Annotated in this window: 20 protein-coding genes and 1 tRNA gene; 7 read left to right on the top strand and 14 right to left on the bottom strand. The window is 71.1% G+C overall.

Annotation, left to right across the window (positions count from 1 at the left end; all coding sequences use genetic code 11):
- From ACLBYE_RS14735 to ACLBYE_RS14725, 3 genes are all read right to left on the bottom strand, one after another.
- Positions 1-1463 (bottom strand): DEAD/DEAH box helicase (locus ACLBYE_RS14735; RefSeq protein WP_447694739.1); only part of this gene is annotated, 1463 nt, incomplete at its 3' end.
- Positions 1464-2119: 656 nt separating this feature from the next.
- Positions 2120-2204, bottom strand: a tRNA-Leu gene (locus ACLBYE_RS14730).
- Positions 2205-2322: 118 nt separating this feature from the next.
- A complete protein-coding gene (locus ACLBYE_RS14725) occupies positions 2323-2628 on the bottom strand; it encodes a FliM/FliN family flagellar motor switch protein (protein WP_020095633.1) in 306 nt (101 codons plus the stop codon).
- Between the two features lie 89 nt (positions 2629-2717).
- On the opposite strand from ACLBYE_RS14725, the gene lipB reads away from it, so the two are divergent.
- Complete coding sequence (gene lipB / locus ACLBYE_RS14720) at positions 2718-3449, top strand: lipoyl(octanoyl) transferase LipB (protein WP_091927707.1); 732 nt, start codon at positions 2718-2720, stop codon at positions 3447-3449.
- Positions 3450-3602: 153 nt separating this feature from the next.
- Here lipB and ACLBYE_RS14715 read toward each other — a convergent pair whose 3' ends face one another.
- Positions 3603-5723: a carbohydrate porin gene (locus ACLBYE_RS14715; RefSeq protein WP_447694738.1), complete on the bottom strand. Its 2121-nt coding sequence runs from the start codon at positions 5721-5723 to the stop codon at positions 3603-3605.
- A gap of 353 nt (positions 5724-6076) precedes the next feature.
- Between ACLBYE_RS14715 and ACLBYE_RS14710 the strand changes: the two genes are divergently transcribed.
- From ACLBYE_RS14710 to ACLBYE_RS14695, 4 genes are read left to right on the top strand one after another with little or no spacing between them, the layout of a single operon-like run.
- Entirely contained in the window at positions 6077-6640 is a 564-nt protein-coding gene (locus ACLBYE_RS14710; protein WP_447694737.1) for an iron transporter, read from the top strand.
- Between the two features lie 17 nt (positions 6641-6657).
- The gene (locus tag ACLBYE_RS14705) at positions 6658-7008 is read left to right on the top strand and encodes a cupredoxin domain-containing protein (RefSeq protein WP_026605320.1); all 351 of its coding nucleotides are present in this window, start codon (positions 6658-6660) and stop codon (positions 7006-7008) included.
- Positions 7005-8438, top strand: a complete 1434-nt coding sequence (locus tag ACLBYE_RS14700) for a 4Fe-4S binding protein (RefSeq protein ID WP_447694736.1) — start codon at positions 7005-7007, stop codon at positions 8436-8438. Before ACLBYE_RS14705 ends, ACLBYE_RS14700 begins: the two co-directional genes overlap by 4 nt.
- 53 nt (positions 8439-8491) lie before the next feature.
- Positions 8492-9316: an FTR1 family iron permease gene (locus ACLBYE_RS14695; protein ID WP_447694735.1), complete on the top strand. Its 825-nt coding sequence runs from the start codon at positions 8492-8494 to the stop codon at positions 9314-9316.
- 40 nt (positions 9317-9356) lie between these two features.
- On the opposite strand, the gene sseA is transcribed toward ACLBYE_RS14695, so the two are convergent.
- Positions 9357-10205, bottom strand: a complete 849-nt coding sequence (gene sseA, locus ACLBYE_RS14690) for a 3-mercaptopyruvate sulfurtransferase (RefSeq protein WP_447694734.1) — start codon at positions 10203-10205, stop codon at positions 9357-9359.
- Between the two features lie 402 nt (positions 10206-10607).
- Between sseA and ACLBYE_RS14685 the strand changes: the two genes are divergently transcribed.
- Positions 10608-10841 carry a GcrA family cell cycle regulator gene (locus tag ACLBYE_RS14685; RefSeq protein WP_020095642.1) on the top strand — a complete coding sequence of 78 codons (234 nt, stop codon included), beginning with the start codon at positions 10608-10610 and terminating at the stop codon, positions 10839-10841.
- Between the two features lie 25 nt (positions 10842-10866).
- Here ACLBYE_RS14685 and ACLBYE_RS14680 read toward each other — a convergent pair whose 3' ends face one another.
- From ACLBYE_RS14680 to cpaB, 7 genes are all read right to left on the bottom strand, one after another.
- Complete coding sequence (locus ACLBYE_RS14680) at positions 10867-11844, bottom strand: type II secretion system F family protein (protein WP_020095643.1); 978 nt, start codon at positions 11842-11844, stop codon at positions 10867-10869.
- Positions 11845-11875: 31 nt separating this feature from the next.
- Positions 11876-12853, bottom strand: coding sequence for a type II secretion system F family protein (locus ACLBYE_RS14675; RefSeq protein ID WP_020095644.1), 978 nt, complete (start codon positions 12851-12853; stop codon positions 11876-11878).
- A gap of 4 nt (positions 12854-12857) precedes the next feature.
- The gene (locus ACLBYE_RS14670) at positions 12858-14306 is read right to left on the bottom strand and encodes a CpaF family protein (RefSeq protein WP_447694733.1); all 1449 of its coding nucleotides are present in this window, start codon (positions 14304-14306) and stop codon (positions 12858-12860) included.
- A 57-nt stretch (positions 14307-14363) separates the two neighbouring features.
- Positions 14364-15608 (bottom strand): AAA family ATPase, encoded by a 1245-nt coding sequence (locus ACLBYE_RS14665; protein WP_056526226.1) that lies wholly within the window; start codon positions 15606-15608, stop codon positions 14364-14366.
- 78 nt (positions 15609-15686) lie between these two features.
- A complete protein-coding gene (locus ACLBYE_RS14660; RefSeq protein WP_447694732.1) occupies positions 15687-16466 on the bottom strand; it encodes a CpaD family pilus assembly protein in 780 nt (259 codons plus the stop codon).
- Positions 16467-16496: 30 nt separating this feature from the next.
- The gene (locus ACLBYE_RS14655; protein WP_447694731.1) at positions 16497-18125 is read right to left on the bottom strand and encodes a type II and III secretion system protein family protein; all 1629 of its coding nucleotides are present in this window, start codon (positions 18123-18125) and stop codon (positions 16497-16499) included.
- Between the two features lie 5 nt (positions 18126-18130).
- Entirely contained in the window at positions 18131-18946 is an 816-nt protein-coding gene (gene cpaB / locus ACLBYE_RS14650) for a Flp pilus assembly protein CpaB (RefSeq protein ID WP_020095649.1), read from the bottom strand.
- A gap of 257 nt (positions 18947-19203) precedes the next feature.
- On the opposite strand from cpaB, the gene ACLBYE_RS14645 reads away from it, so the two are divergent.
- Complete coding sequence (locus ACLBYE_RS14645; RefSeq protein ID WP_447694730.1) at positions 19204-20433, top strand: ABC transporter substrate-binding protein; 1230 nt, start codon at positions 19204-19206, stop codon at positions 20431-20433.
- Between the two features lie 149 nt (positions 20434-20582).
- On the opposite strand, the gene ACLBYE_RS14640 is transcribed toward ACLBYE_RS14645, so the two are convergent.
- Together ACLBYE_RS14640 and ACLBYE_RS14635 are read right to left on the bottom strand one after the other, a co-directional pair.
- On the bottom strand, positions 20583-21746 hold the full coding sequence (locus tag ACLBYE_RS14640) for an iron-containing alcohol dehydrogenase (RefSeq protein ID WP_447694729.1): 1164 nt from the start codon (positions 21744-21746) through the stop codon (positions 20583-20585).
- An 87-nt stretch (positions 21747-21833) separates the two neighbouring features.
- Complete coding sequence (locus tag ACLBYE_RS14635) at positions 21834-22742, bottom strand: LysR family transcriptional regulator (protein WP_447694728.1); 909 nt, start codon at positions 22740-22742, stop codon at positions 21834-21836.
- Positions 22743-22830 lie beyond the last annotated feature (88 nt).

Here is a 22830-nt window from a genome sequence, read left to right as displayed (position 1 = left end):
AGCCGGGCGTCGCGGCTCGGGCGACCCTGGTTCGGGCGCTCGCCCTGCGGGCGGGCGGGCCGGTCCGCGCGGGCGTCGCGGCCCTGCGGGGCGTGGCCGCGATTGTCACCGCGGTTGTCGCCGCGGCCGTCCTGGGGTCGACCCTGACGGGGCGCGCCCTGGCCGGGACCGCCGAAGCCGCGGCCGCCCTCGGGCCGACCCTGCTGGGGACGGCCCTGCTGCTGCCGGGGCCGCTGGCCCTGGCGGCCGCCGCCGGGGCGCTGCTGCGGACGCTCGGGCCGGCGCTCCTCCTCGCGGGCGATCTCGGCCGCCTCCTGGCGGGACGGCGGGGTGAAGCCCTCGGGGAAGCCGGCCACGGGGACCTTCTGCCGGGTCACGCGCTCGATGTCGCGCAGGTAGGCCTTCTCCTCGTCGTTGCAGAACGAGATGGCGAGGCCGTCGGCGCCGGCGCGGGCCGTGCGGCCGATCCGGTGGACGTAGCTCTCCGGCACGTTCGGCAGGTCGAAGTTGACCACGTGGCTCACGCCCTCGACGTCGATGCCGCGGGCCGCGATGTCGGTGGCGACCAGGACCCGGCAGGAGCCGTCCTTGAAGGCGGCCAGCGCCCGCTCGCGCTGGGGCTGGCTCTTGTTGCCGTGGATCGCGGCGGCCGCGATGCCGACCTTGTCGAGGCCGCGCACGACCCGGTCGGCCCCGTGCTTAGTCCGGGTGAAGACGAGCACGCGCTCGATCGCCGGATCGCGCAGGATGTGCCCCAGCAGCGCCTGCTTGGCGCCGGTATGGACGAAGATCACCTCCTGCTCGACCCGCTCGGCCGTGGTGGCGACCGGTGTCACCGCGACCTGGACCGGATCGGTGAGGTACTGGGACGCCAGCCCCGCGATGTTCTTGGGCATGGTGGCCGAGAAGAACAGGCTCTGGCGCTTCTGCGGCAGCATCTTCACGATGCGCTTGAGGGCGTGGATGAAGCCGAGGTCGAGCATCTGGTCGGCCTCGTCGAGGACGAGGATCTCGACGCCCTCCAGGGTCAGCGAGCGGCGGTCGACGAGGTCGATCAGCCGGCCGGGGGTGGCGACGAGGACGTCGACGCCCGGCGCCAGCGCCCGCTCCTGGCGGCTGATGGTGACGCCGCCGAACACCACCGTCGTGGTGTAGGACAGGTGCCGGCCGTAATCGGTGAACGACTCGGCGATCTGGTTGGCGAGCTCGCGGGTCGGCGAGAGCACCAGCACCCGGCAGCCGCGGCGCGGCGCGCGGCGGTCCGAGAGCGAGAGGCGGTGCAGGATCGGCAGCGCGAAGGCCGCGGTCTTGCCGGTGCCGGTCTGGGCGATGCCGCAGAGGTCGCGGCCCGCCATGGCCGGCGGGATCGCCTGGGCCTGGATCGGGGTTGGCGCGACGTAGCCGGCCTCGCTGAGCGCCCGCAGCACGGGCTGGGCGAGGCCGAAATCGGTGAATTGGGTCAAGGATGTATCCGATGCAGCAGGGCCGGCCGGGCGCCTCGCGTCGCTCGCGAGCTGTGCCGTGTATGAGCCGGTCCGTTGGCAGGGGGCAGCCCGCGTGATGGGGCGGCCCGGGTGCATGCACGTTATGAAGAGGGGGGCCGGATCACGCCGGGGAGGCGCCCGATCCGTCACGCAGCCCCCTCATGCGGGCCGTGGCGGCCGCTGACGCTGCGTCGCCGATATGCGTGTGTGCGGTTGCGAAGTCAATGCGGGGCCGGAGCAGGGCCGGGTTGCGGCCCGCTCAGGCTGGGCGCCGCGCGTTCCGATGGAGCGCCGGCGCCGCGCCAGAGATGGAGCCGCGTCGCGCTCGAGGATTCCGACCGATTCAAGGACCGCCACCGCCTGACCCCGCACGCGTACGGGGAGATGCCGCCGTGCTGCGGGCGTCCGGCACTCCGTCGGCTCACTGACTGATCCTGTGACGTCCCGGCGCGGAGTGATGCGAGCGGTCCTCGCGCAGCCCCTGGTCGGGCGCAGGCGCCCGGGCTGGCGTGCGAGCAGCACGCGAGGCCCGACCCGGTGCGTAGGTTCAGATGATGGTATGTCGTGATCGGCGGCGCACCGCCCTGTCATGCACCACATCCGGGTTGCCGCAGGTCCGGGCAACCGAAACAATGTGGTGCGGCCAAGAGGACTCGAACCTCCACCCCTCTCGGGACTAGCACCTCAAGCTAGCGCGTCTACCAATTCCGCCATGGCCGCATCGGACGCGAAGACCGGTCCGTTCGCCCGACCGTCGCGCGCCGCGGGAGAACCCGGGGCCGCTTTCGTGTCGCGCGGCGCAGCGGATAACAGATCGTCCGGCCGCCGACAAGCGCAGTCACGGGGAATCGTAGCCGCCCTCCAGGAAAGGCGCCGCGCCGTCGCCGATGCTGACGCCCGGCTCGACGATCGAGGCCGCCTTGCGGATCAGCTCTGTCACCTCCACGGAGATGCGGTCGCCCGTCACCACGATCTGCCCGCGCGCGATCGGGTGGTCGTTGGCCAGGATCTCGACCATGTCGCTGTCGCTGGCTTCGAGCTCGATCACGGCGCCGCGGCCCATCCGGAGGAGCATGTGCAGCGGCATGCGGGCCCGGCCCAGCACCACCGTCAGATCGACCTTCAGGGTCTCGAAGACCGCCACCGTCCGCCATCCCGTCTCGCAGCCGGAACCTTGCAACCGCCGGCCGCGGATGTTGAAGGCTTCGACCATCGACGCAGGATGGTGAACTCTTGGTAAACGCGCCCCGCCTCACGGTCAGCCCGCCCGCCTTCCCGAAGCGGCCCGGCACCGATCCGGTCGCCGGCCCGGTGGGCTGGCGCGTGAGCGACGCGGCGGTGGATTACGCCGCCGCCCTCGCCTGGATGGAGGCCCGCGCGGAGGCGATCGCCCGCGGCGCGGCGCCCGAATGCGTCTGGCTGCTGGAGCACCCGCCGCTCTACACGGCGGGCACGTCGGCCCGGCCGGAGGATCTCGTCGCGCCGGACCGGTTCCCGGTCCACGCGACGGGGCGGGGCGGGCAGTACACCTATCACGGCCCCGGCCAGCGGGTGGCCTACGTGATGCTCGATCTCGACCGGCGCAGCCGCGACCTGCGCGCCTACGTGGCGAGCCTGGAGGCGTGGCTGATCGAGACGCTGGCCGCCTTCAACGTCCGCGCCGAGCGCCGCGAGGACCGGGTCGGCGTCTGGGTGCGCCGGCCCGAGAAGGGGCCCGGCGTCGAGGACAAGATCGCGGCGATCGGCATCCGGGTCCGCCGCTGGGTCAGCTTCCACGGCATCAGCCTGAACGTGGAGCCCGACCTCGCGCATTTCGACGGCATCGTGCCGTGCGGCGTCCGGGAGCACGGCGTGACGAGCCTCGTCGATCTCGGCCTGCCGGTGAGCATGGCCGAGGTCGACATGCAGCTCCGCGCCGCCTTCGAGGCGATCTTCGGGGCGACCGCGATCGAGGCGGCGGAGTGAGCGGGGCCGCGCCATCGGGCCACACCGCCGTCGTCGCGAGCGCAGCGACCCACGGGGCGCGTCGTCCGGAGCCCCGACTCGATCGCTTCGCTCCGCTCGCGAAGTCGCATCGCGTCCGAGCACTCCGGCCGGAGGCCCTCTGACCGGCGTCGATCAGAAATCCGCGTGCAGCCGCGAGGCGAAGAAGTGCGCCGGCCCGCGATCGCGGTTGTATCCGGGATTGTCGATGAACTGGTAGTCGAAGGTCAGGGTGACGAACTTCGTGAGGTTCAGGGCGTAGTAGGTCTCCAGCGCGCGCTCGGTGCCGTAGTTGAGGCGCCCGTCGCCGATCAGCAGCCCGAGATAGCCGGCCGCGAAGGCGGCCCGGTGCGAGGGCGAGAGCCCGTTCACGGCGGCGCCGATGCCGACCGTGTCGTCGGGCCGGTCCCAGGCCTTGCCCTTCAGCGACAGGCCGCCGGAGAAGCTCCGGTCGATGTCGGTGAAGGAGATGTTCTCGGTGCGCCCGTTGTTCAGGCTCGCCCGGGCGAACAGCCCGAGTTCGGGCGTCAGCGCCTGCTCCAGGTTGATGTAGCCGCCGGTCTTGCGCCGGGGGCACCGCGTCGCCGCGACGGCGTCGTTGATGTCGTCGAACAGGCCGAGCTGCGTCAGGGTGACGACGTCGCGGTTGTTGGCCGAGACGCCGACATTCGAGAACAGCCCGATACGGATCTTGCCGGGCTGCTCCAGCCACGGGACGACGTGCCGCTCCTCGAACTCGACGTTCAGCCCCGCGCGCCGGAACACCCGCGGGTCGAGCACGTCGCTCGACGGCTCCTTGGGCACCTGCGTGTAGGCGGCGCGGATCGCGAATTCCGGCCGGTTGTACTCGGCGTAGACGCCCTGCGTGAAGCCCGGGAGATTGGCCGGGAAGTCCCAGGCCGAGGAGCCCCAGAGCGACCAGTTGAAGAAGTCCACGCGCGGGTCGTGCGCGTAGATATTGCCGTCGAAGAAGTCGCCCAGCGCGAACTTGCCGGCGATCAGCGTGATCCGCTCGGCGTCGTAGCGGGTGGCCACCTGGTTCGGTCCGTCCGGCACCTCCACGGTCTCGCCGCCGAGCCCGAAGGTCTGCTTCACGTAGTAGCGGTTCGAGCGCAGCTTCGGGAACGGGGCGCCGGCCTTCTGCGCCTCGCCGTTGACGAAGCCGGCGACGCCGAGCGTCCGCGACAGGCCGAAGCCCTGGCTGAACTCGGGGTTGTAGTAGACCTCGGTGCTGTCGGTGAGCTTGAGGCCGAGGAAGATCGTGGCCGTCGTGGTCTGCCGGGCCTGATGGGGGATCAGGCTCTGCGCGCCCTCGTAGGGCGAGCGGAAGCCGGGAACGCCCTGCGCGATCAGCGTCGTCTGGCCGTGGAGCGAGAAGCGGCCGGTATCGCCGTTGTCGGGATCGTGCGGAGCGGTCTCGTCCGGGTCCGGCGGGACCTTCAGCCCGTCCGGAAACCACATCAGCCGCGCGAACAGCTCGTTGGACGTGAAGCGCGCCCGAGTCGTGACCGGCCCGCCCGCGTCGCCGGGCACCGTGCCCAGCGGGAAGCGCCGGCTGCCCCCGAGATCGATGTAGCGGTAATCGATGCCCAGCGCGAGGCTGTCGGTGATGGCGTACTGCACGCCCGCGCCGAGGGTGAAGCCGACGTAGCCGAGGTCCCGCCGCGCGGTGGTCTGGCCGCCCGTGTCGAGGTCCGGGTAGTTCGCCAGGATGCGCGCGTTCGCCCCCGCGAGGCCGAAGGTGCCGTAGATCAGGTAGCGGTCGAAGCTGTAGCCCAGCCGGGCGCGCAGGGTGCCGTAGAGATCCGTCTTGGCGCGCACGATGTTGAAGGCCGGGTCCACGTCCGCGTAGCCGAAGCCCGCGATCGTCGAGGGGACGGGCCGCTTCAGATTCGCCGCGTCGAGACTCGCCTCGACGCCGTAGACCCACGGCCCGGCCTGCCAGTTCCAGCCTCCGAACAGGCCGCCCACCGCCGTCGTGGCGTTCTTGCCCTGGTCGCTGCGGCCGGTGGAATCGCCGCTCTTGAACGCCGGGACCGGCCGGGCGCCGATCGTCGTCGGACCGAAATTGTAGGCGCCGTAGGACCCGCCGGCACTGCCCTCGAGGCCGACATAGCCCCCCGACCAGTCGGTGTAGGACGGCGCCGCGGCGGGGCGCGGCGGGGAGATGTCGGCCGCCCGCGCGGCGGGCGCGAGGAGAGGGACGGCCAGGACGAGCGCCGCGGTGCGGACCAGGGACACGGAACGGGATCTCATCCGACTCACAGAAAAGTATAGCATTTGCTAAAACGCGTCACGGGGCCGCGCAAGCCGGGTCGCGCGCTCGTGATCGCGGACCATCGCGCGATCCATGGCCTTGCCGCCTCGCATCCTCGGTTCGTCGCATGGCACTGGCGTGACGATCCAGCCTGCGCCGGATTCGTCAAGATCCAGGGGGCATCGCACCCCGAATAGCGTCGTGAAAGTGCGTCGTGATCGACCTTTTTCGATGCAACGACATGCGAATACCGTCATGTCGGATCGGCTGACCGCCAGGTTAGAATTGTTATTATTTGACTGTCGTGCGATTCCGGTTTGAACTTCCTGCGGCCTGGATTATGTGCGGTCGCATGCACGCCTCGCACATCCTCCCGGTTCTCCGCGGCCTCGCCGCGGCCTCGCTCCTGGCGTTCGCCGGTGCCGCGGCCGCCAAGGAGGTGCCGATCGGTCCGCACGTGACGCGTAACGGCCTGGAGGTCGCGGCCGTCTACCTGCAGCCGATCGAGATGGATCCGCCCGGCATGATGCGCGAGGCCGCCAAGTCGGACATCCACCTCGAGACCGATATCCGCGCCGCCAAGGACAACCGGAACGGCTTCGCGGAAGGGGACTGGATCCCGGCGCTCGACGTCCGCTTCGAGGCGGTGAAGCTCGACGGCGACAAGCCCACCGACCAGACGGTGTCGGGCATGCTGATGCCGATGGTCGCCAATGACGGGCCGCATTACGGCGACAACGTCAAGCTGTTCGGCCCGGGTCGCTACCGTCTGAAGGTCACCGTCGCGCCGCCCGGCAAGGACAGCCATTTCGGCCGCCACGTCGACAAGGAGACGGGCGTCGGCCCGTGGTTCGAGCCCTTCGAGATCACCCAGGACTTCACCTTCGCCGGCGTCGGCAAGAAGGGCGCCTACTGAGAGTGCCGGAGCTGACCGTGTCCCGCCTGCCGCGCTCCCTCGTCCGAGCCATCCCGCTGCTGCTGGTCGCCGCCGCGTCGGCCTCCGCGCCCGCGCGCGCCGACGACATGCCGGTCATCAAGGTGGAGATGCGTGACGGCGTGATCATCCCGACGGTGATCGAGGTTCCGGCCAACACCCGGTTCAAGCTGGAGATCTCGAACACCGGCCAGACGCCGGTGGAGTTCGAGAGCACGGAACTGCGCCGCGAGAAGGCGCTGGCCGCTGGCTCGACCTCGGCGATCGTGTTCCGCACCCTCGATGCCGGCACCTACCAGGTGTTCGACGATTTCCACCCGGAAGCGAAGGCGACCCTGGTGGCCAAATGAGCGCGTCCACGACAGCGCCCGGCTCCCTGGCCCTCGCCGACGTCACGCCGCGCCGCTCCGCGGTCGACGCGCGGCTCGCCCGGTTCGGCGACGCGCTGCGCCGGTACGGCTGGATCATCCGGTCCGTGCAGTGGCTGATCGTCGCCGTCTACGCGGTGTTGGTGATCGTGCCGGCCCTGCTGCCGCTGCCCGACAACGCCGCCCACATCTGGACCAACCTGACGCTCGCCGCGCAGTTCGCCTTCTGGGGGATCTGGTGGCCGTTCGTGCTGGTCAGCATGGTGCTGGTCGGCCGGGCCTGGTGCGGCGTGCTCTGCCCGGAGGGGGCCCTCAGCGAGTTCGCGAGCCGGTGGAGCCGCGGCTACGCCGTGCCGCGCTGGATCACCTGGCAGGGCTGGCCGTTCGTGGCCTTCGCCGGAACCACCGTCTACGGGCAGATGACCAGCGTGTACGGCTACCCGAAGCCGGTCCTCGCGGTGCTCGGCGGCTCGACCCTGGCGGCGATCGTGGTCGGGCTGCTGTACGGGCGCAACAAGCGCGTCTGGTGCCGCTACCTCTGCCCGGTCAACGGCGTCTTCGCGGTGCTGTCGAAGCTCGCGCCGGTGAGCTTCCAGGTCGACCGCGCCGCCTGGGCGGGCTCGCCCAAGCCCGTCGGCGGCACCGAGTCCTTCAACTGCGCGCCCCTCGTGCCGGTCAAGACCATGCGGGGCGCGGGCGCCTGCCACATGTGCGGCCGCTGCAGCGGCCACCGCGGCGCCGTGCGCCTCGCCCTGCGCTCGCCCAACCACGAGATCGTCCACGTGGCCGGCGCGGAGCCCAGCCTCGACCAGACCATGCTGATCCTGTTCGGCATGCTGGCGCTGGCGGTGGGCGCCTTCCAGTGGTCCTCGAGTCCCTGGTTCGTCGATGCCAAGCAATGGGCGGCCACGTGGCTCATCGAGCGCGGGACGACGTGGCCCCTGGAGCACTCGGCGCCCTGGTTCGTGCTGACGAACTACCCCGACCGCAACGACGTCATGACGCTCCTCGACGGCGGGCTGCTGCTGGCCTACATCGGCGCCGCGACGATCGTCCTCGGGCTCGCCCTGTCGGGGATCGTGGCGCTCGCGACCCTGAGCCTCGGCGGCTGGTCGCTCCGGCGCTTCCACCACCTGACCCAGACGCTGATCCCGGTCGCGGGCTGCGGCGTGTTCCTGGGTCTGTCGGCGCTCACCGTGACGTTCCTGCGCGGCGACGGCATCGTGATCCCCTACGTGGCGGAGATCCGCGCGGGCATGCTCGCCGGCGCCAGCTTGTGGAGCGTCTGGCTGGCCTGGCGGGTGGCGGGTCTCGCCGCCGGCGGCCTCCGCCGAGTGGCGGCCTCGGCCTGCATCGCCGGCGCGGCCGCCCTCTCGGTGGCCAACTGGGTGCTCCTGTTCTGGATCTGGTAGCGCGCGGTCCGCGCGCGCCGCGTCACACGACCTCACAAACCCTGGAGACCGCCATGATCGGCGCCTTCGTCATCGCCTTCCGCGAAGTCATCGAGGCGGGCCTCATCATCTCCATCGTGCTGGCCGCCACCCGCGGCATCCCGGGCCGGATGCGCTGGGTCCTGCTCGGCATCGCCGGCGGCCTCGCGGGCGCCGCCCTGGTGGCGCTGTTCGCCGAGACGATCTCGGACGCGTTCGAGGGCAGCGGGCAGGACATCCTGAACGCCGCGGTCCTGATCGTCGCGGTGCTGCTGCTGATCTGGCACAACACCTGGATGAGCAAGCACGGCAAGGAGCTGGCGGGCGAACTGCGCGCCGCCGGCGCGGCGGTGCGCTCGGGCGAGCGGGAGGCAGCGGCCCTGTCGATCGTGATCGGCGCCGCGATCCTGCGCGAGGGGGCCGAGCTGGTCCTGTTCCTCTACGGCCTCGTGGCCTCGGGCACCTCGGGCGCCGACATCCAGTTCGGTGCGGTCGCCGGCATCGGCGCCGGCGCGCTCCTCTCGGCGGTGACCTATCTCGGGCTCGCCTCGATTCCGAGCCGCTACGTCTTCTCGGTGACCAGCGTCCTGATCATCTTCCTCGCGGCCGGCCTCGCCGCGCAGGCGGCGCAGTTCCTGGCGAATGCCGGGGTGGTCGAGGTCCTCGGATACACCCTCTGGAACAGCTCCGGCGTGATCGCCGAGAATTCCTGGCCGGGCCGCGTCCTGCACGCCCTGGTCGGCTACACCGACCGTCCGACCGCCCTCCAGGGGCTGGTCTACGTCGCCACCATCGCGGTGATGGTCGGCCTGATGCAGTGGAGCGCCGCCGACAAGCGCCGCGCGGTGCGGCCGGCCTAAGGTCGCGAGGCTGCGGGGCGGGCGCCCCGAGCGCGGCGCGCTACGGCGCGCCCGTCGCCACCGCCCGGGCCGGGTCGGCGCCCCATTCCGACCAGGAGCCGTCGTAGAGCCCCCGCGCCGGGCGGCCCAAGGTCTCCAGCGCCAGCGCGATGATCGCCGCGGTCACGCCGGAGCCGCAGGTGGTCACGATCGGCCGGTCCGGATCGACGCCGTTCTCGGCGAAGACCGCCTTCAACTCCTTGGGGCTCTTCATCCGGCCGTCGCGCTGGAGGGCCGCGTAGTGCAGGTTGCGCGCGCCGGGCATGTGCCCCGGCCTGACGCCGGGGCGGGGCTCCGGCTCCTCGCCGCGGAACCGCGTGCCCGAGCGGGCGTCGACGACCTGCGCCGAGCCGCTGTCCAGGGCGCGGGCGACGTCGTCCGCGTCCGCCACGGCGCCGTGGTCGAAGCGGGCGGTGAAGTGCCGCCGCTCGGGCTGGCGTGGCTCGCCCTCCTCGGTCGGGTAGCCCGCCGCCACCCAGGCCGGCAGGCCGCCGTCCAGCACCAGCGCGTCGCGCACGCCGAAGGCCTTGAGCATCCACCAGACCCGCGGGGCGGAGAACAGCCCCTGCCCGTCGTAGACGACGATCTGCATGCCGTCGCCGACGCCGAGCGCCCGCATCCGCGCCGCGAACACCTCGGGCCGCGGCAGCATGTGCGGCAGGTTCGACTCGGTGTCGCTCATGGCGTCGAGATCGAAGCGGCGGGCGCCGGGAATGTGGGCGGTGCGGAACTCGGCCTCGGGATCGCGGCCCGCTGCGGGCAGGTACCAAGAGGCGTCGAGCACGACGATGTCGGGGGCCGCGAGGCGGTCGTGCAGCCATTCGGGTGACACGAGGGGCGCTTGGGCCATGGTCGGCGGATCCGGCTCTGTTCGCGTTGCGGGCTCACAGAACCACAGGTCGCCCAGCGTTGCACGCCCGGGCCACCGCGGGACGGCGGCGTTCGGGCGGATTCGTCAGCCGCGCCAATGCCAATCGAGCGCGCGCCGGATCGGATGAGCTACGCATCCCGCACCGTGGTCCGATGCATCCAGCGCAGGCTGGTCTTGTTTTAAAGAGCCGTAACCCCAGTTACGACACCATGATGACGCCAATCGCGTCGGCCGTCCGGCCGGCATCGTGTTGGCCGCCCCGGACGTTCCGCTCGCGGACGCGATACGGGGACGTCGCCTGAACGAGATGCGTTCAAACCTTCCCTGTCTGCCCGGGTACCCGACCCACCGTGCAGGATGCTTATTGAGCCGATCGACACCATGAATCAACTCGTCCGCATGTCCCAGATCGGCGACGCCGAGACCGTCGAGGAGCCGTCGGCCGACCTGCGCGTGCCCTTCGCGCAGTCCGGCGCCTTCGTGTGCAAGTACATCATCGGCGAGCCGAACGACCGCGCCGTCTGCTGCGGCGCCCCCGTGTCCGACGGCAAGAGCTGGTGCGCCTACCACCGCCGCATCGTGTTCGAGCCGACCCGCCCCGGCCGCATCCGCTGAGCCTCTCCCCGCGCCATCCCGGCCGTCACTGCGTCCGCATGATCTGGATGACTGCCGGGGTGATGATGACGACGAACAGCACGGGCAGGAAGAACAGGATCATCGGCACGGTGAGCTTCGGCGGCAGCCCGGCCGCCTTCTTCTCGGCCTCGTTCATGCGCATGTCGCGGCTCTCCTGGCTCAGCACCCGCAGCGCCTGACCGACCGGCGTGCCGTAGCGCTCGGCCTGGATCAGCGCCGTCGCCACGGACTTCACCGGCTCGAGGCCGGTGCGCATCACGAGGTTCTCGTAGGCCTGACGCCGGTCGGGCAGGAACGACATCTCGGCAGTCATCAGCGCGAGCTCCTCGGCCAGCACGACCGAGGAGGTGGCAATCTCGGTGCTCACCTTCCGGAACGCGTTCTCGATCGCCATGCCGGATTCGACGCAGATCAGCGTGAGGTCGAGGGCGTCCGGCCACGCCTTGCGGATCTCGGTCTGGCGCTTCTTGGCGGTGTTCACCAGGAACAGCTCGGGCGCCTTGATGCCCATGTAGGCCGCGCCGATCACCAGCCCGAACCGCATGAGGTACGAGGCGTCGAGCACCTCCAGCACGAACAGGTAGAACAGGGCCGCAATCACCGCCGCGACCGGCACGACGAGGCGGAAGAACAGGAAGGCGGTCTCCGCCCCCTGGCCGCGGTATCCTGCCTGCATCAGCTTGCGCTTGGCCGTGTCCGTGCCGAGCCAGCGGCGCAGCTGGTACTTCTCGACGACCGACTTCATGTAGGCCTTCGGCTCCGTGCGCAGCGTCGCCCGGCTTCCGGTCCGCTCCGCGCTCAGCCGCTCGCGCCGCCGGATCTGCTCGCGCTCGTCGCTGACGAGCTTCATCCGCTTGCCGAGGCGGTCGGTCTCCAGGAAGGGCTGCGCCACCGCGTAGGCGGTCGCGGCCGCCGCGACGGCGGTCAGCAGCGTGCCCATGAAGCGGGGATCGAACAGCTTCTCGGCGATGGCGTCGATCATCGAGCGGGATCCGGCAGACGGCGCACCGCGCCTAGAACTCGAAGGCGATCATCTTCTTGATGGTGAAGATGCCGATGGACATCCAGATCGCCGCGCCGACCAGGGCGATCTTGCCCGTGTCGGTGGTCCAGAGCAGCGAGATGTAGTCGGGGCTGGTGAGCGCGGTGATGCCCGCCACAGCGAATGGCAGGCAGGCGATGATCGAGGCCGAGGCCTTGGCCTCCATGCTCATCGCCTGGACCTTGCCGCGCATCTTGGCGCGGTCGCGCAGCACCGTGGAGAGGTTGTTCAGCGCCTCGGAGAGGTTGCCGCCCGACTGCTGCTGGATGTTGATCACGATGGCGAAGAAGTTCACCTCGGCGGTGGGCACGCGCTCGAACAGCCGCGTGCAGGCCTCGCCGAGGGACAGGCCCATCGCCTGCGTCTCGACCACGGTCCGGAACTCGCTGCGCACCGGCTCCTCGGCCTCGCGCGAGACCATGCGGAAGCAGTCGCCCACCGGGATGCCGGTGCGGATGCCGCGGACCACCACGTCGACGGCGTTGGGCAGCTCCTTATTGAACTTCGCGATGCGCTTCAGCCGCAGGTGGCGCAGCAGGTAGGCCGGCAGGCCGAAGCCGCCCGCGAAGGCGGCGCCGAGCGCCGCCAGGGCGTTGTCGGTGATGACGAAGAGCAGGAGCCCGAAGACGACGCCGCTCAGGGCCGACACCCCGTAGAAGGTCTGCTTCGTCCAGCCGAGGCCGGCGCGGGCGAGCTTCAACTCGACGCTGGCCTTCGAGGCGCCCTTGGCCTTCGCCTCGATCTCGCTCAGCGTCTTGGCGACCTGCTCGCGCCGGTTGACGGCGACGCCCCGGGTCGCCGCCCCCGAGGCGGAGACGCTGATCGTCTTCAGGCGCTTGGTGGCCCGGCGCTCGCCGCCGAGCAGTGGCAGGACCGCCACGTAGGCGATGGCGGCCACCGCGATGCCGGCGAGGCCGGCGGCGATCGGCAGGTTGGAGGCGTCCGCCATCGGCTCAGGTCCGGTCGACGACCTCGGCGGCGTCGAGCGCCTCGCCGAGCCGCTGTTCCAGGCCGTAGTAGCGGGCGCGCTCCCAGAATTTCGGCCGGCCGACGCCGGTGGAGCGGTGACGCCCGATCAGCTTGCCGTTCGCGTCCTCGCCGACGATGTCGTAGAGGAACACGTCCTGGGTGGTGATGACGTCGCCCTCCATGCCGAGCACCTCGGTGATGTGGGTGATGCGCCGGGAGCCGTCGCGCAGGCGCATCGCCTGGATCACGACGTCGATCGACCCGCAGATCATCTCGCGCAGGGTCCGCGACGGCAAGGTGAAGCCGCCCATCGAGATCATCGATTCGATACGCGACAGGCACTCGCGCGGGCTGTTGGCGTGGAGCGTGCCCATCGAGCCGTCGTGGCCGGTGTTCATCGCCTGGAGCAGGTCGAAGGCCTCCGGTCCGCGCACCTCGCCGACGATGATCCGCTCGGGGCGCATGCGCAGGCAGTTCTTCACGAGGTCGCGCATGGTGACCTGCCCCTGGCCCTCCATGTTGGGCGGCCGTGTCTCCAGGCGCACGACGTGCGGCTGCTGGAGCTGCAGCTCGGCCGCGTCCTCGCAGGTGATGACCCGCTCGTCGTGCTCGATGAAGGCGGTGAGACAGTTGAGCAGCGTGGTCTTGCCCGAGCCCGTGCCGCCCGAGATGACCACGTTGCAGCGCGACTGGCCGATGATCTTGAGGACCTCGGCGCCCTCGGGCGAGATCGCCCCGAAGCGCACGAGCTGCTCCAGGGTGAGCTTGTCCTTCTTGAACTTGCGGATCGTGAGCGCCGGGCCGTCGATGGCGAGCGGCGGCGCGATGACGTTGACGCGGGACCCGTCCGGCAGGCGCGCGTCGCAGATCGGCGAGGCGTCGTCGACGCGCCGGCCGACCTGGCTGACGATGCGCTGGCAGATGTTCATCAGCTGCTGGTTGTCGCGGAACCGCACGCTGGTCAGCTGGATCTTGCCGTTGACCTCGATGAAGGTCCGGTGGGCGCCGTTGACCATGATGTCGGCGATGTCGTCGCGGGCGAGCAGCGGCTCCAGCGGGCCGTAGCCCAGCACGTCGTTGCAGATATCGTCGAGCAGCTCCTCCTGCTCGGAGATCGACAGGACGATGTTCTTGAGCCCGATGATCTCCGTGACGATGTCGCGGATCTCCTCGCGCGCCGTCTCGGCGTCGAGGCGCGAGAGCTGCGTCAGGTCGATCGCCTCGATGAGGGCGCCGAAGATCAGGCTCTTGGTGCGGTAGTAATCCTCCGAGCGCGCGGTCTCGACGACGACCGGGGCCGCCGGCGCCGGGCGCTGGGCCGGCGCGGGCGCCGGCGCGTCGCGCAGCACCGGCGTGGCCGGGGCCGGATTCCGCATCTGCGGCATCGGCGGGGGCGGCGCCGCCGCGCCGCCGGACTGTCGCCTACCGAACATGGGTCAGAGCCCCGACGCTGACCCGCGGCACCGGCCGGGTGAGGGATCGCGTCCGCATCAGGATGCCTTGCGGCCGGAAAGCTTGGCGAGCAGCGGCTCCAGCAGGCTCGGACGGCCCCGCCGGCTCTCGGGACGCCCGAGGGTCATGGCCGCCAGGTCGTTGAACAGCTCCGCGACCTTCGAGCCCGCCTGGATCTCGGCGATCATCTGGCCGTTGTTGGCGGCCGTGCCGAACAGGGTCGGCTCGAACGGGATCGTCAGGGCGACCGGCGCCTCCAGGGCTTTGGCGAACTCGGCGGTGCCGATCTCGGGGCGCTTGGGCACGCCGACGCCGTTCAGCACGATGCGGGGCGGCTGGTCGTTCGGGCGACCGTGCTTCAGCGCGCCGAGGAGGTTCTTGGCGTTGCGCAGGCAGGCGAGGTCGGGCCCGGTCACGATCAGGATCTCGTCGGCCGCCGTCAGGACGCGCTTCGTCCACGCGTTCCACTGGTGTGGGATGTCGAGGACCACGCACGGGACGCTCGCCCGCATGTGCTCGATCAGGGTGTCGAAGGCCGGCTCGGACAGGTCGATGGTCCGGTCGAGGCTCGCCGGGGCCGAGAGCAGGCTCAGGTTGTCGCTGCACTTGGACAGCAGTCGCTCGACCAGAGCGGAGTCCAGGCGCTCGGGGGCGAACACCGCCTCGGCGATGCCCTGCGGCGGATCCTGGTTGAAGTTGAGCGAGGCGGTGCCGAAGGCGATGTCGAGATCGGCGATCACCGTCTGGACGCCCTGGCCCCGGGCCACCGACCACGCGAAATTATGCGCCACGGTCGAGGCGCCGATGCCGCCCTTGACGCCGTAGACCGCCACGGTCCGGCCCACCGGCTTGACGCCCGGGGCCGTGAACAGGTCGGAGATCGCCGCGATGAGCGTCAAGGGCTCGACCGGCGCCATCAGGTAATCGGACACCCCGCGCTGGATCAGCTGGCGGTAGAGCATCACGTCGTTGACGTGACCGATCACCAGGACGCGGGTCCCCTCGTCGCAGACCTCGGCCAGGGCGTCGAGGCACTCGATCGGCCGCGAGCGCGCGCCCTGAATCTCGAGGACGATGACGTTGGGCGTCGGCGCGTGCCGGTACGCTTCGATCGCCGCGGCCCCGCCGCCCATCCGGACCTTGACCTGCGCCTTCTGCATGCGCCGGTCGAGGGCCGCGCCCTCGATCATCGCCGCGGTCTCGCCGGTCTCGCAGAAGGCCTGGATGGTGATCCGGGGCACCGGGGCGATCGTGCGCTCGGTTGTCTCGGACAGCTCTGCCATGACGGCGCTTTCGGGTTCGCGTGCGGGGTGCGGCGTTGCGATCGGCGGCGGGGCTGCCCATCCCCGGCGCCGGCTGTCTCAGTTCGTGACCTGGGCCTTCACGGCGGTCTGCCCATCTTGCCGCCATGTGGTTGACGGATCCTTGCCGTCCCGCAACTGGCCAATGTCCCTGACCCGCTTGACCGTGTCGATGCGGCCCTCGGGCCGGCCGCGCACGAGGTCGACCGGGTCGGCGACCTGGGCGGCGACGTTGGACTGCATGGCGCAGCCCAGGTTCCAGCTCGGCCGGTTGTTGTAGTCGGTCGCAAAATTGCCGGCCCCGAGGTCCTGGGGCCAGAGGCCGCAGGCGTCGGCCACCTTGGCCTGCATGCGCTGGAAGCTCAGCCGGATCGGCGCGGCGAGGGTCGGCGCCGCCACCGCGTAGCCGCTGACCGCGATCTCGCGGGCGTTGACGCCGTTCTGCGTGCCGAGCCGGCCGAGAACCGAGGCCGTCCGCTGCACGGCGGCGACCTGGTCGGGCGGGACGCCCTGGGGCACCTGCATCAGAAGGGTCCCGCGGCCGTAGCGCCGGTACTCGAGCATGAAGGCGTCGACATCGGTCGCCTGGCGCGGGTCCAGATGGCCCGTGCCGGTCGGGAACACGTCGAGGCTGCGGGGCCCGTCGGTCAGCACGATCGGGTGGCGCGCGCGGTAATCCGTGACGTCGATGCCGCCGGTCGTGACGGGATCGGTCTTGCAGGCCGCCGCGAGGGCGGAGAGCGCGCAGGCGGCGAGCACGCTCGCGGCGCGGCGCGGCAGGGCGGGCGGGGAACGTCCGGTCGTGGGTCCGGTCGTGGGTCCGGTCGTGGGTCCGGTCATGGGTCCGATCCTGGGAGGCGCGGCGGGGCGCTACTCGACGATGAAGCCGACGCGGCCACGGTAGGTGCGGCCGAGCGGCGCCGCGGCGGCCGCGCCGGGCGGGGCGACCTTGCCGTAGATGCGGTTGATCTGGCCGAGCAGCACGGTCTGGCCGTCGCTGGCGTCGACGAAATTGTCGTCGGGCCGGCTGACCTGCTTCGCCTCCATCGGCCGGGCGATGTAGGGCGTGCACATGATCATCAGCTCGGTCTCCTGGCGCTGGTAGTCGCGGGAGCGGAACAGCGCGCCGAGGATCGGGAGGTTGATCAGGCCGGGCAGGCCGGCGATCGCCTGCTTGTTGACCTGCTGGATCAGGCCGGCGGTCATCATCACGCCGCCGGAGGGCAGCTCGACGGTGGTCTCGGAGCGGCGCACCCGGGTGCCCGGCACCGAGACCGAATTGTTGCCGACGACGTAGCTGAAGTTCTGCGTGGGATCGATCTCGGTCACGTCCGTGGCGACGCGGATCGAGATCCGGTTGTCGGCCAGCACCGTCGGGGTGAACGACAGGGCGACGCCGTAGGGCTTGTAGGTGATGCCGGGCGAGCAGACGCCGCCGACAGCGCAGGTGGCCGAGGACGGGACCGGGAATTCGCCGCCGGCCAGGAACTTGGCGGCCTCGCCCGAGATGGCGGTGAGCGTCGGCTCGGCGAGGATGCGCGAGACGCCGGCCTGCTCGAACGCTTTCAGGGTCGCCTGGAGCGAGAAGCCGCCCGCCTGGACGGAGGCCTGGATCTGGTTTCCGGTGGCGAGCCCCGGGTTCACCGGGAAGGGCAGGCTGTTGGTGATCACGTTCGGGATGTTCGCCGGCACCAGCGTGGCCGCCGCGGTGCCGCCGTTCACGAGCGTCTGCCCCAGGTTTCCGACCGGGTTCAGCGCCGACCAGTTGCCGGCCATGTTGATCCCGAACTGCTTCAGGACGTTGCGGGACACCTCCACCACGGTGACGCGGAGCATCACCTGGTCCTTGTTGCGGATCGTGAGGTTGTTGATCACCGCGCCCCGCGAGCCGGCGGCGACGCCGCCGCTGGCCGCGCCCGCCGCTCCCGCGGCCCCGGCGCCGCCCAGGCCCACGAAGGCGTTGGCGATGTCGATCGCCTGCTGCGCGTCCGCCGAGGAGTTGACCGCCCCCGACAGGAGCACCGAGGCGCCCGAGGAGCGCACGTCGAAGCGTCCGCCCGGGATGCTCTGGTTGAGCAGCTCGCGCAGGGTCCCGAGGTTCAGGTCCCGCGCCACCGTCACGTCGAGGGCGGCGATCTGGCGGCCCTCGGCGTCCATGATGAAGATCGAGGTCGCGCCGTCGGCCATGCCGATCACGAAGACCTTGCGGGTCGAGCGGACCACGGCGTTGGCCACCGCGGGATTGGCCACGAACACCTCCTTGGCGTCCCGCGGCAGGTCGACGATGACGGAGCGGCCCGCGGTCAGCTCGACCCGCCGGGTCGAGCTCGCTTCCGCGGCCCCGACCGTCAGGATCGGCGCCGGGCCGAAGGTCTGGCGGTCTTGGGCCGAGGCCGGCCCGGACAGGGCGACGAGCAGGGCGAGGGCGCCGGCCGAGCGGCGGCGCGGCTCGTGGGCGGGGCGCCGCGTCGGGCGCTTGGGGGGCAGCGAAGCGGTCATGGCGGTCACGGCGTCTGCTGCCGCGCGACGCCGAAGCGCACCACGGTCAGGGCGGGTTCGGGCATCTGCGCGGCGGACGCGTCGGCCAGCGGCACGGCTTCCGGCGGCAGCCCGGCATCGGCGAGGCTGCGCAGGGAGAGGGTCAGGGCGCCGACCTTCTGGGCGAGCGCCAGGGTCTCGGCCTGCGCGGGCGTCACGGCCAGCGTCGCGGTCTCGCCGGTGACGACGTTGGTGCCGTTCTTCTCCTGGACCAGCTGACCGATCGCCAGGACGCGGATGTCGGTCAGGATCGTCTGGGAGAGCTGCACGTCGCTGTTGTTGGCCCGCGAATTGGACTCGTCGCGGAAGGTGCGGATCACGTCGACGCGGTCGTTCGGCAGGATGAAGCCGCCGGCCGAGTTGGTTCCGCGGCTGTCGGTGACGATGGCGACCGCGCGCATGCCGGGCGGCAGGATCGCCGCCATGAACCCGCTCTCCGGCCGCACCAGCTTCTGCGCGCGGATCGGCTCGCCCGTCAGGAAGCCCGAGCGCACGGACGCACCGACGGTCTCCTCGAGGGCCTTGGGGTTGATCTTGCGGGTCATGTAGCCGTTGGCCACGGCGCCGTCCGGCCAGGGCTGCCAGCGCAGGTCTGCGGCCCGGAGCACCTGGCCCATGGGCATGTCGATGGCGGCCACGAGCACGTCGGTCGTCGGCTGCGGCGGCGCCTCCGCCGTCGGCGGCGGTGGCGGCGGTGGCGGATCGCCGCCGCTCATCAGGAAGGCCGCCCCGGTGCCCGCCGCGAGGGCGATTCCGAGAACGGCGAAACGGGCTGGGTTCATCGCATCGCCACGCGCCGGAGACGGCCGGATTGCCGTCCATGACCGGAACCTGCGCGGGGATTCGTGTAATTATGGTTAAGGTATTATAACCTCTGCCGTTGTCGCCGGTCCGGAAACGGGTCGATCGGAACCGCGTCACAATCCGCGGAATCCTTCAGCTCCCGCCCGACCTCGGCCGTGGCGCGGCGCCGGGCCGTCCCCTATCGTGCCGCCGGAACCGCCTCAGAAGCGGGCGCTCGGGCGAACCGGGGGGAGACATGATCAGGACAATCGGCGGCGCGGTGATGGCGGCCGCACTCGCGGGGACCGCGCTCGGCTCGGCTCCGGCGGCCGCGCAGGGAAGCTTCTCGGACAACGCGATACGGATCGGCGTCCTCAACGACCAGTCCGGCCTCTACGCAGAGTACGGCGGCCAGGGCTCGGTCGAGGCCGCCCGGATGGCGGTGGAGGACATGGGCGGCAAGATCGGCAGCGTGCCGATCGAGATCCTCACGGCCGACCACCAGAACAAGCCCGACATCGCCTCGGCGATCGCCCGGCAATGGTACGACCGCGACAATGTCGACGCGATCATGGAGCTGACCACCTCCTCGGTGGCGCTGGCGGTCCAGGGCCTGTCCAAGGAGAAGAAGAAGATCACCATCACCACCGGGGCCGCGACCAGCGACCTCACCGGCAAGGCGTGCTCGCCCTACGGCTATCATTGGGCGTTCGACACGCGGGCGCTGGCGGTGGGCACCGGCGGCGCGCTGACCCGGGCGGGCGGCAACACGTGGTTCTTCCTCACCGCCGACTACGCCTTCGGCTCGGCGCTGGAGGCCGACACCAGCAAGGTCGTGCTCGCCAACGGCGGCAAGGTGCTGGGCAGCGTCCGGCACCCGCTCTCGAACCAGGACTTCTCGTCGTTCCTGCTCCAGGCGCAGGGCTCGAAGGCCAAGGTGATCGGGCTCGCCAATGCCGGCCTCGACACCTCGAACGCGATCAAGCAGGCCGCCGAGTACGGCATCGTGGACGGCGGCCAGAAGCTCGCGGCGCTGCTGTTCACCCTCTCGGAGGTGCACGGGCTCGGCCTCAAGGTCGCGCAGGGCCTGACGCTCACCGAGGGCTGGTACTGGGACGCCAACGACGAGACCCGCGCCTTCGGCCAGCGCTACATGAAGCGCACCGGCCGGATGCCCAACATGATCCAGGCCGGCACCTACTCGGCGGTCCTGTCCTACCTGAAGGCCGTCAAGGCGGCCGGCACCGACGAGACCGACGCGGTCAACGCCAAGCTCAAGGAGCTGCCGGTGGACGACGTGTTCGCGCATGGCGGCATCGTGCAGCCGAACGGCCGCATGGTCCACGACATGTACCTGTTCGAGGTCAAGAAGCCGGCCGAGTCGAAGGGTCCGTGGGACCTCTACAAGCTGATCTCGACCATCCCCGGCAAGGAGGCCTTCGCCTCCGCGGCCGAGAGCGGCTGCCCGCTGACGGCGGCGAAGTAGGCCTCACCCCGTCATCGCGAGCGCAGCGACGCGACCCAGGGCAGCGCGACATCCGTTCGCGCGGCGCTGCTTGATTGCTTCGCTCCGCTCGCGAGGACGGCGGCGGGTCGAATGTCCCGTCTCAGGATAGGCTCTGCTCCGAGAGGGTATCACCCCGCCCAGACGCGCCGGTACAGGGCCACGATCTCGTCGGCACTGGGCTCCACCGGGTTGTTGGCGGGGGAGCCTGAGGCCAGCGCCTGGGCCGCCATGGTGGGCAGCAGCGCCTCCCAGCGGGCCGGGTCGATCCCGTATTCCCGCGGTCCCGGCACGTCGAGGTCGTCGTTCAGCGCCTCGAGCTCGGCCACCAGGGCCGACACCGCGGAACGGTCGTCGGTGTCCGGGCCGGCGATCTTCATGGCGCGGGCGCAGGCGGCGTAGCGGTCGATCGCGGCCGGGGCCGAGAAGGCCGTCACCGCCGGTAGCAGCATCGCGTTCGAGAGCCCGTGGGCCACGTGGAAATGGGCGCCGATCGGTCGGCTCATGCCGTGGACGAGCGCCACGGAGGCGTTCGAGAAGGCGATGCCGGCCTGGGTCGCGCCGAGCATCATCGCCTCGCGGGCCGCCCGGTCGCCCGGATCGGTCCAGACCCGGCGCAGGTTCGGGGCGATCAACCGCATGGCCTGCAGCGCCAGCCCGTCCGAGAACAGGTTCGACTTGCGCGAGACGTAGGCCTCGATCGCGTGGGTCAGCGCGTCGATGCCGGTATCGGCGGTGAGCCGCTTCGGCTTGGTGAGCGTCAGCTCGTAATCGACCAGGGCCGCCACCGGCAGGTAGGCGAGGCCGATGCAGAGCATCTTCTCGTCCGAGGCCTCGTCGGTCACGATGGTGAAGCGGGTCGCCTCCGAGCCGGTGCCGGCGGTGGTCGGGATCGCCACGATCGGCAGGCCGGGCTCGTCCTGCTGGCGCGGCGCCTTGTAGTCGCGCATGTGGCCGCCGTGGCGGGCGAGCACCGCCACCGCCTTGGCGGTGTCCATCGGGCTGCCGCCGCCGAAGCCGACCACGCAGTCGAAATCGCCCGCCTGGAGGGCGGCGAGCGCCGCCTCCACGGAGGCGACGGTCGGGTCCGGAACGGTCTCTGAGAAGATCGTGGCCTGCGCGCCCGCCCTGGTGAGGCGCTCGAGCAGCGTGTCGGTGCGGCCGCTGCCGGCGAGGTAGGGATCGGTGACCACGAAGGGCCGCGACAGGCCGAGCTGGCCGAGCACCTCCGGCAGGAGCCGCGAGGCGCCGGCGCCGACGCGCATCAGCCGGGGCAGGGCGATCGAGGCGACCATACTCTTGCTTCTCCCACCCGGCGCCTCTGCTGGTGCGCCGGAACGACGATCTTAGGACCTGCGCCCGCCGGGCGAAACTGCCGGCGCTTACACTGCCGGCCCGGCGAAGAGCGCGGCGGCGGCCTCCACCTCGCCCGCGATGAAGCCCGCCACGGCGCGGATATGGGCGGCCTTCCGGTGATCCTCGTGGATGTGCATGTGGAACGAGCGCGTCAGCGACACCGCCCCGGGCAGCACCGGCACGAGCCCCGGATGGGCCGCCGCGATGAAGGCCGGCAGCACGCAGAGGCCGGCGCCGCCGAGCGTGGCGTGGACCTGGGCCAGGAGGTTCGTGGAGCGCAGCCGCGCCGAGACCGGCGGGCCCAGGGCGCCGAGATAGTTCAGCTCGCGCGTGAACAGCATGTCCTCGATGTAGCCGACGAAGGGATGCCCCGTGAGATCCCCGACCTCCGCGATCGGCCCGGTCCCGGCGAGGTAGGATTCGGCCGCGTAGACGAGCAGCCGGTAATCGGTCAGCCGGCGCGCCACCACCCGCGCCTGCTGCGGGCCGGACAGGCTGATGACGATGTCGGCCTCGCGCTTCGACAGGCTGAAGATCCGGGCGGTCGCCATGATCTCGACCTCCAGCCCCGGATGGCGCGCGGTGAGCCGGTGCATTCGGGGGGCCAGGAACACGCTGCCGAACCCGTCCGGCGCGCCGATCCGCACCGTGCCGGAGACCGCCTGGGCGGCCTCCGTGGCGGCGCTCGCTGACAGGAACGCGCTCTCCATGGCTTCGGCGACGCCGAGCAGGCTCGCGCCGTCCTCGGTGAGCGCGTAGCCGAGATTGCTGCGGTGGAACAGCCGGGCGCCGAGACCTTCCTCCAGGGCGCGGATCCGACGCCCGACGGTGGTGTGCTCGGTGCCGGTACGGGTCCCGGCGGCGCTCAGCGTACCGGTCCGCGCCACCGCGAGGAAGAAGCGGAGGTCGTCCCAGTTGGGCCCCGTCCTGGCCATGGTCGCACCCTCGCTGTGCATCGATGCACGACGGCTGTAAGCGCATCCGGCTTTATCGCTCAAGCGATCCTGATAGGGTGCGCCAAAA

The sequence above is a fragment of the Methylobacterium sp. A52T genome (assembly GCF_053346095.1).
Note: the sequence above shows the minus strand (reverse complement) of the source record. Positions and strands in the feature narration are given on the sequence as shown.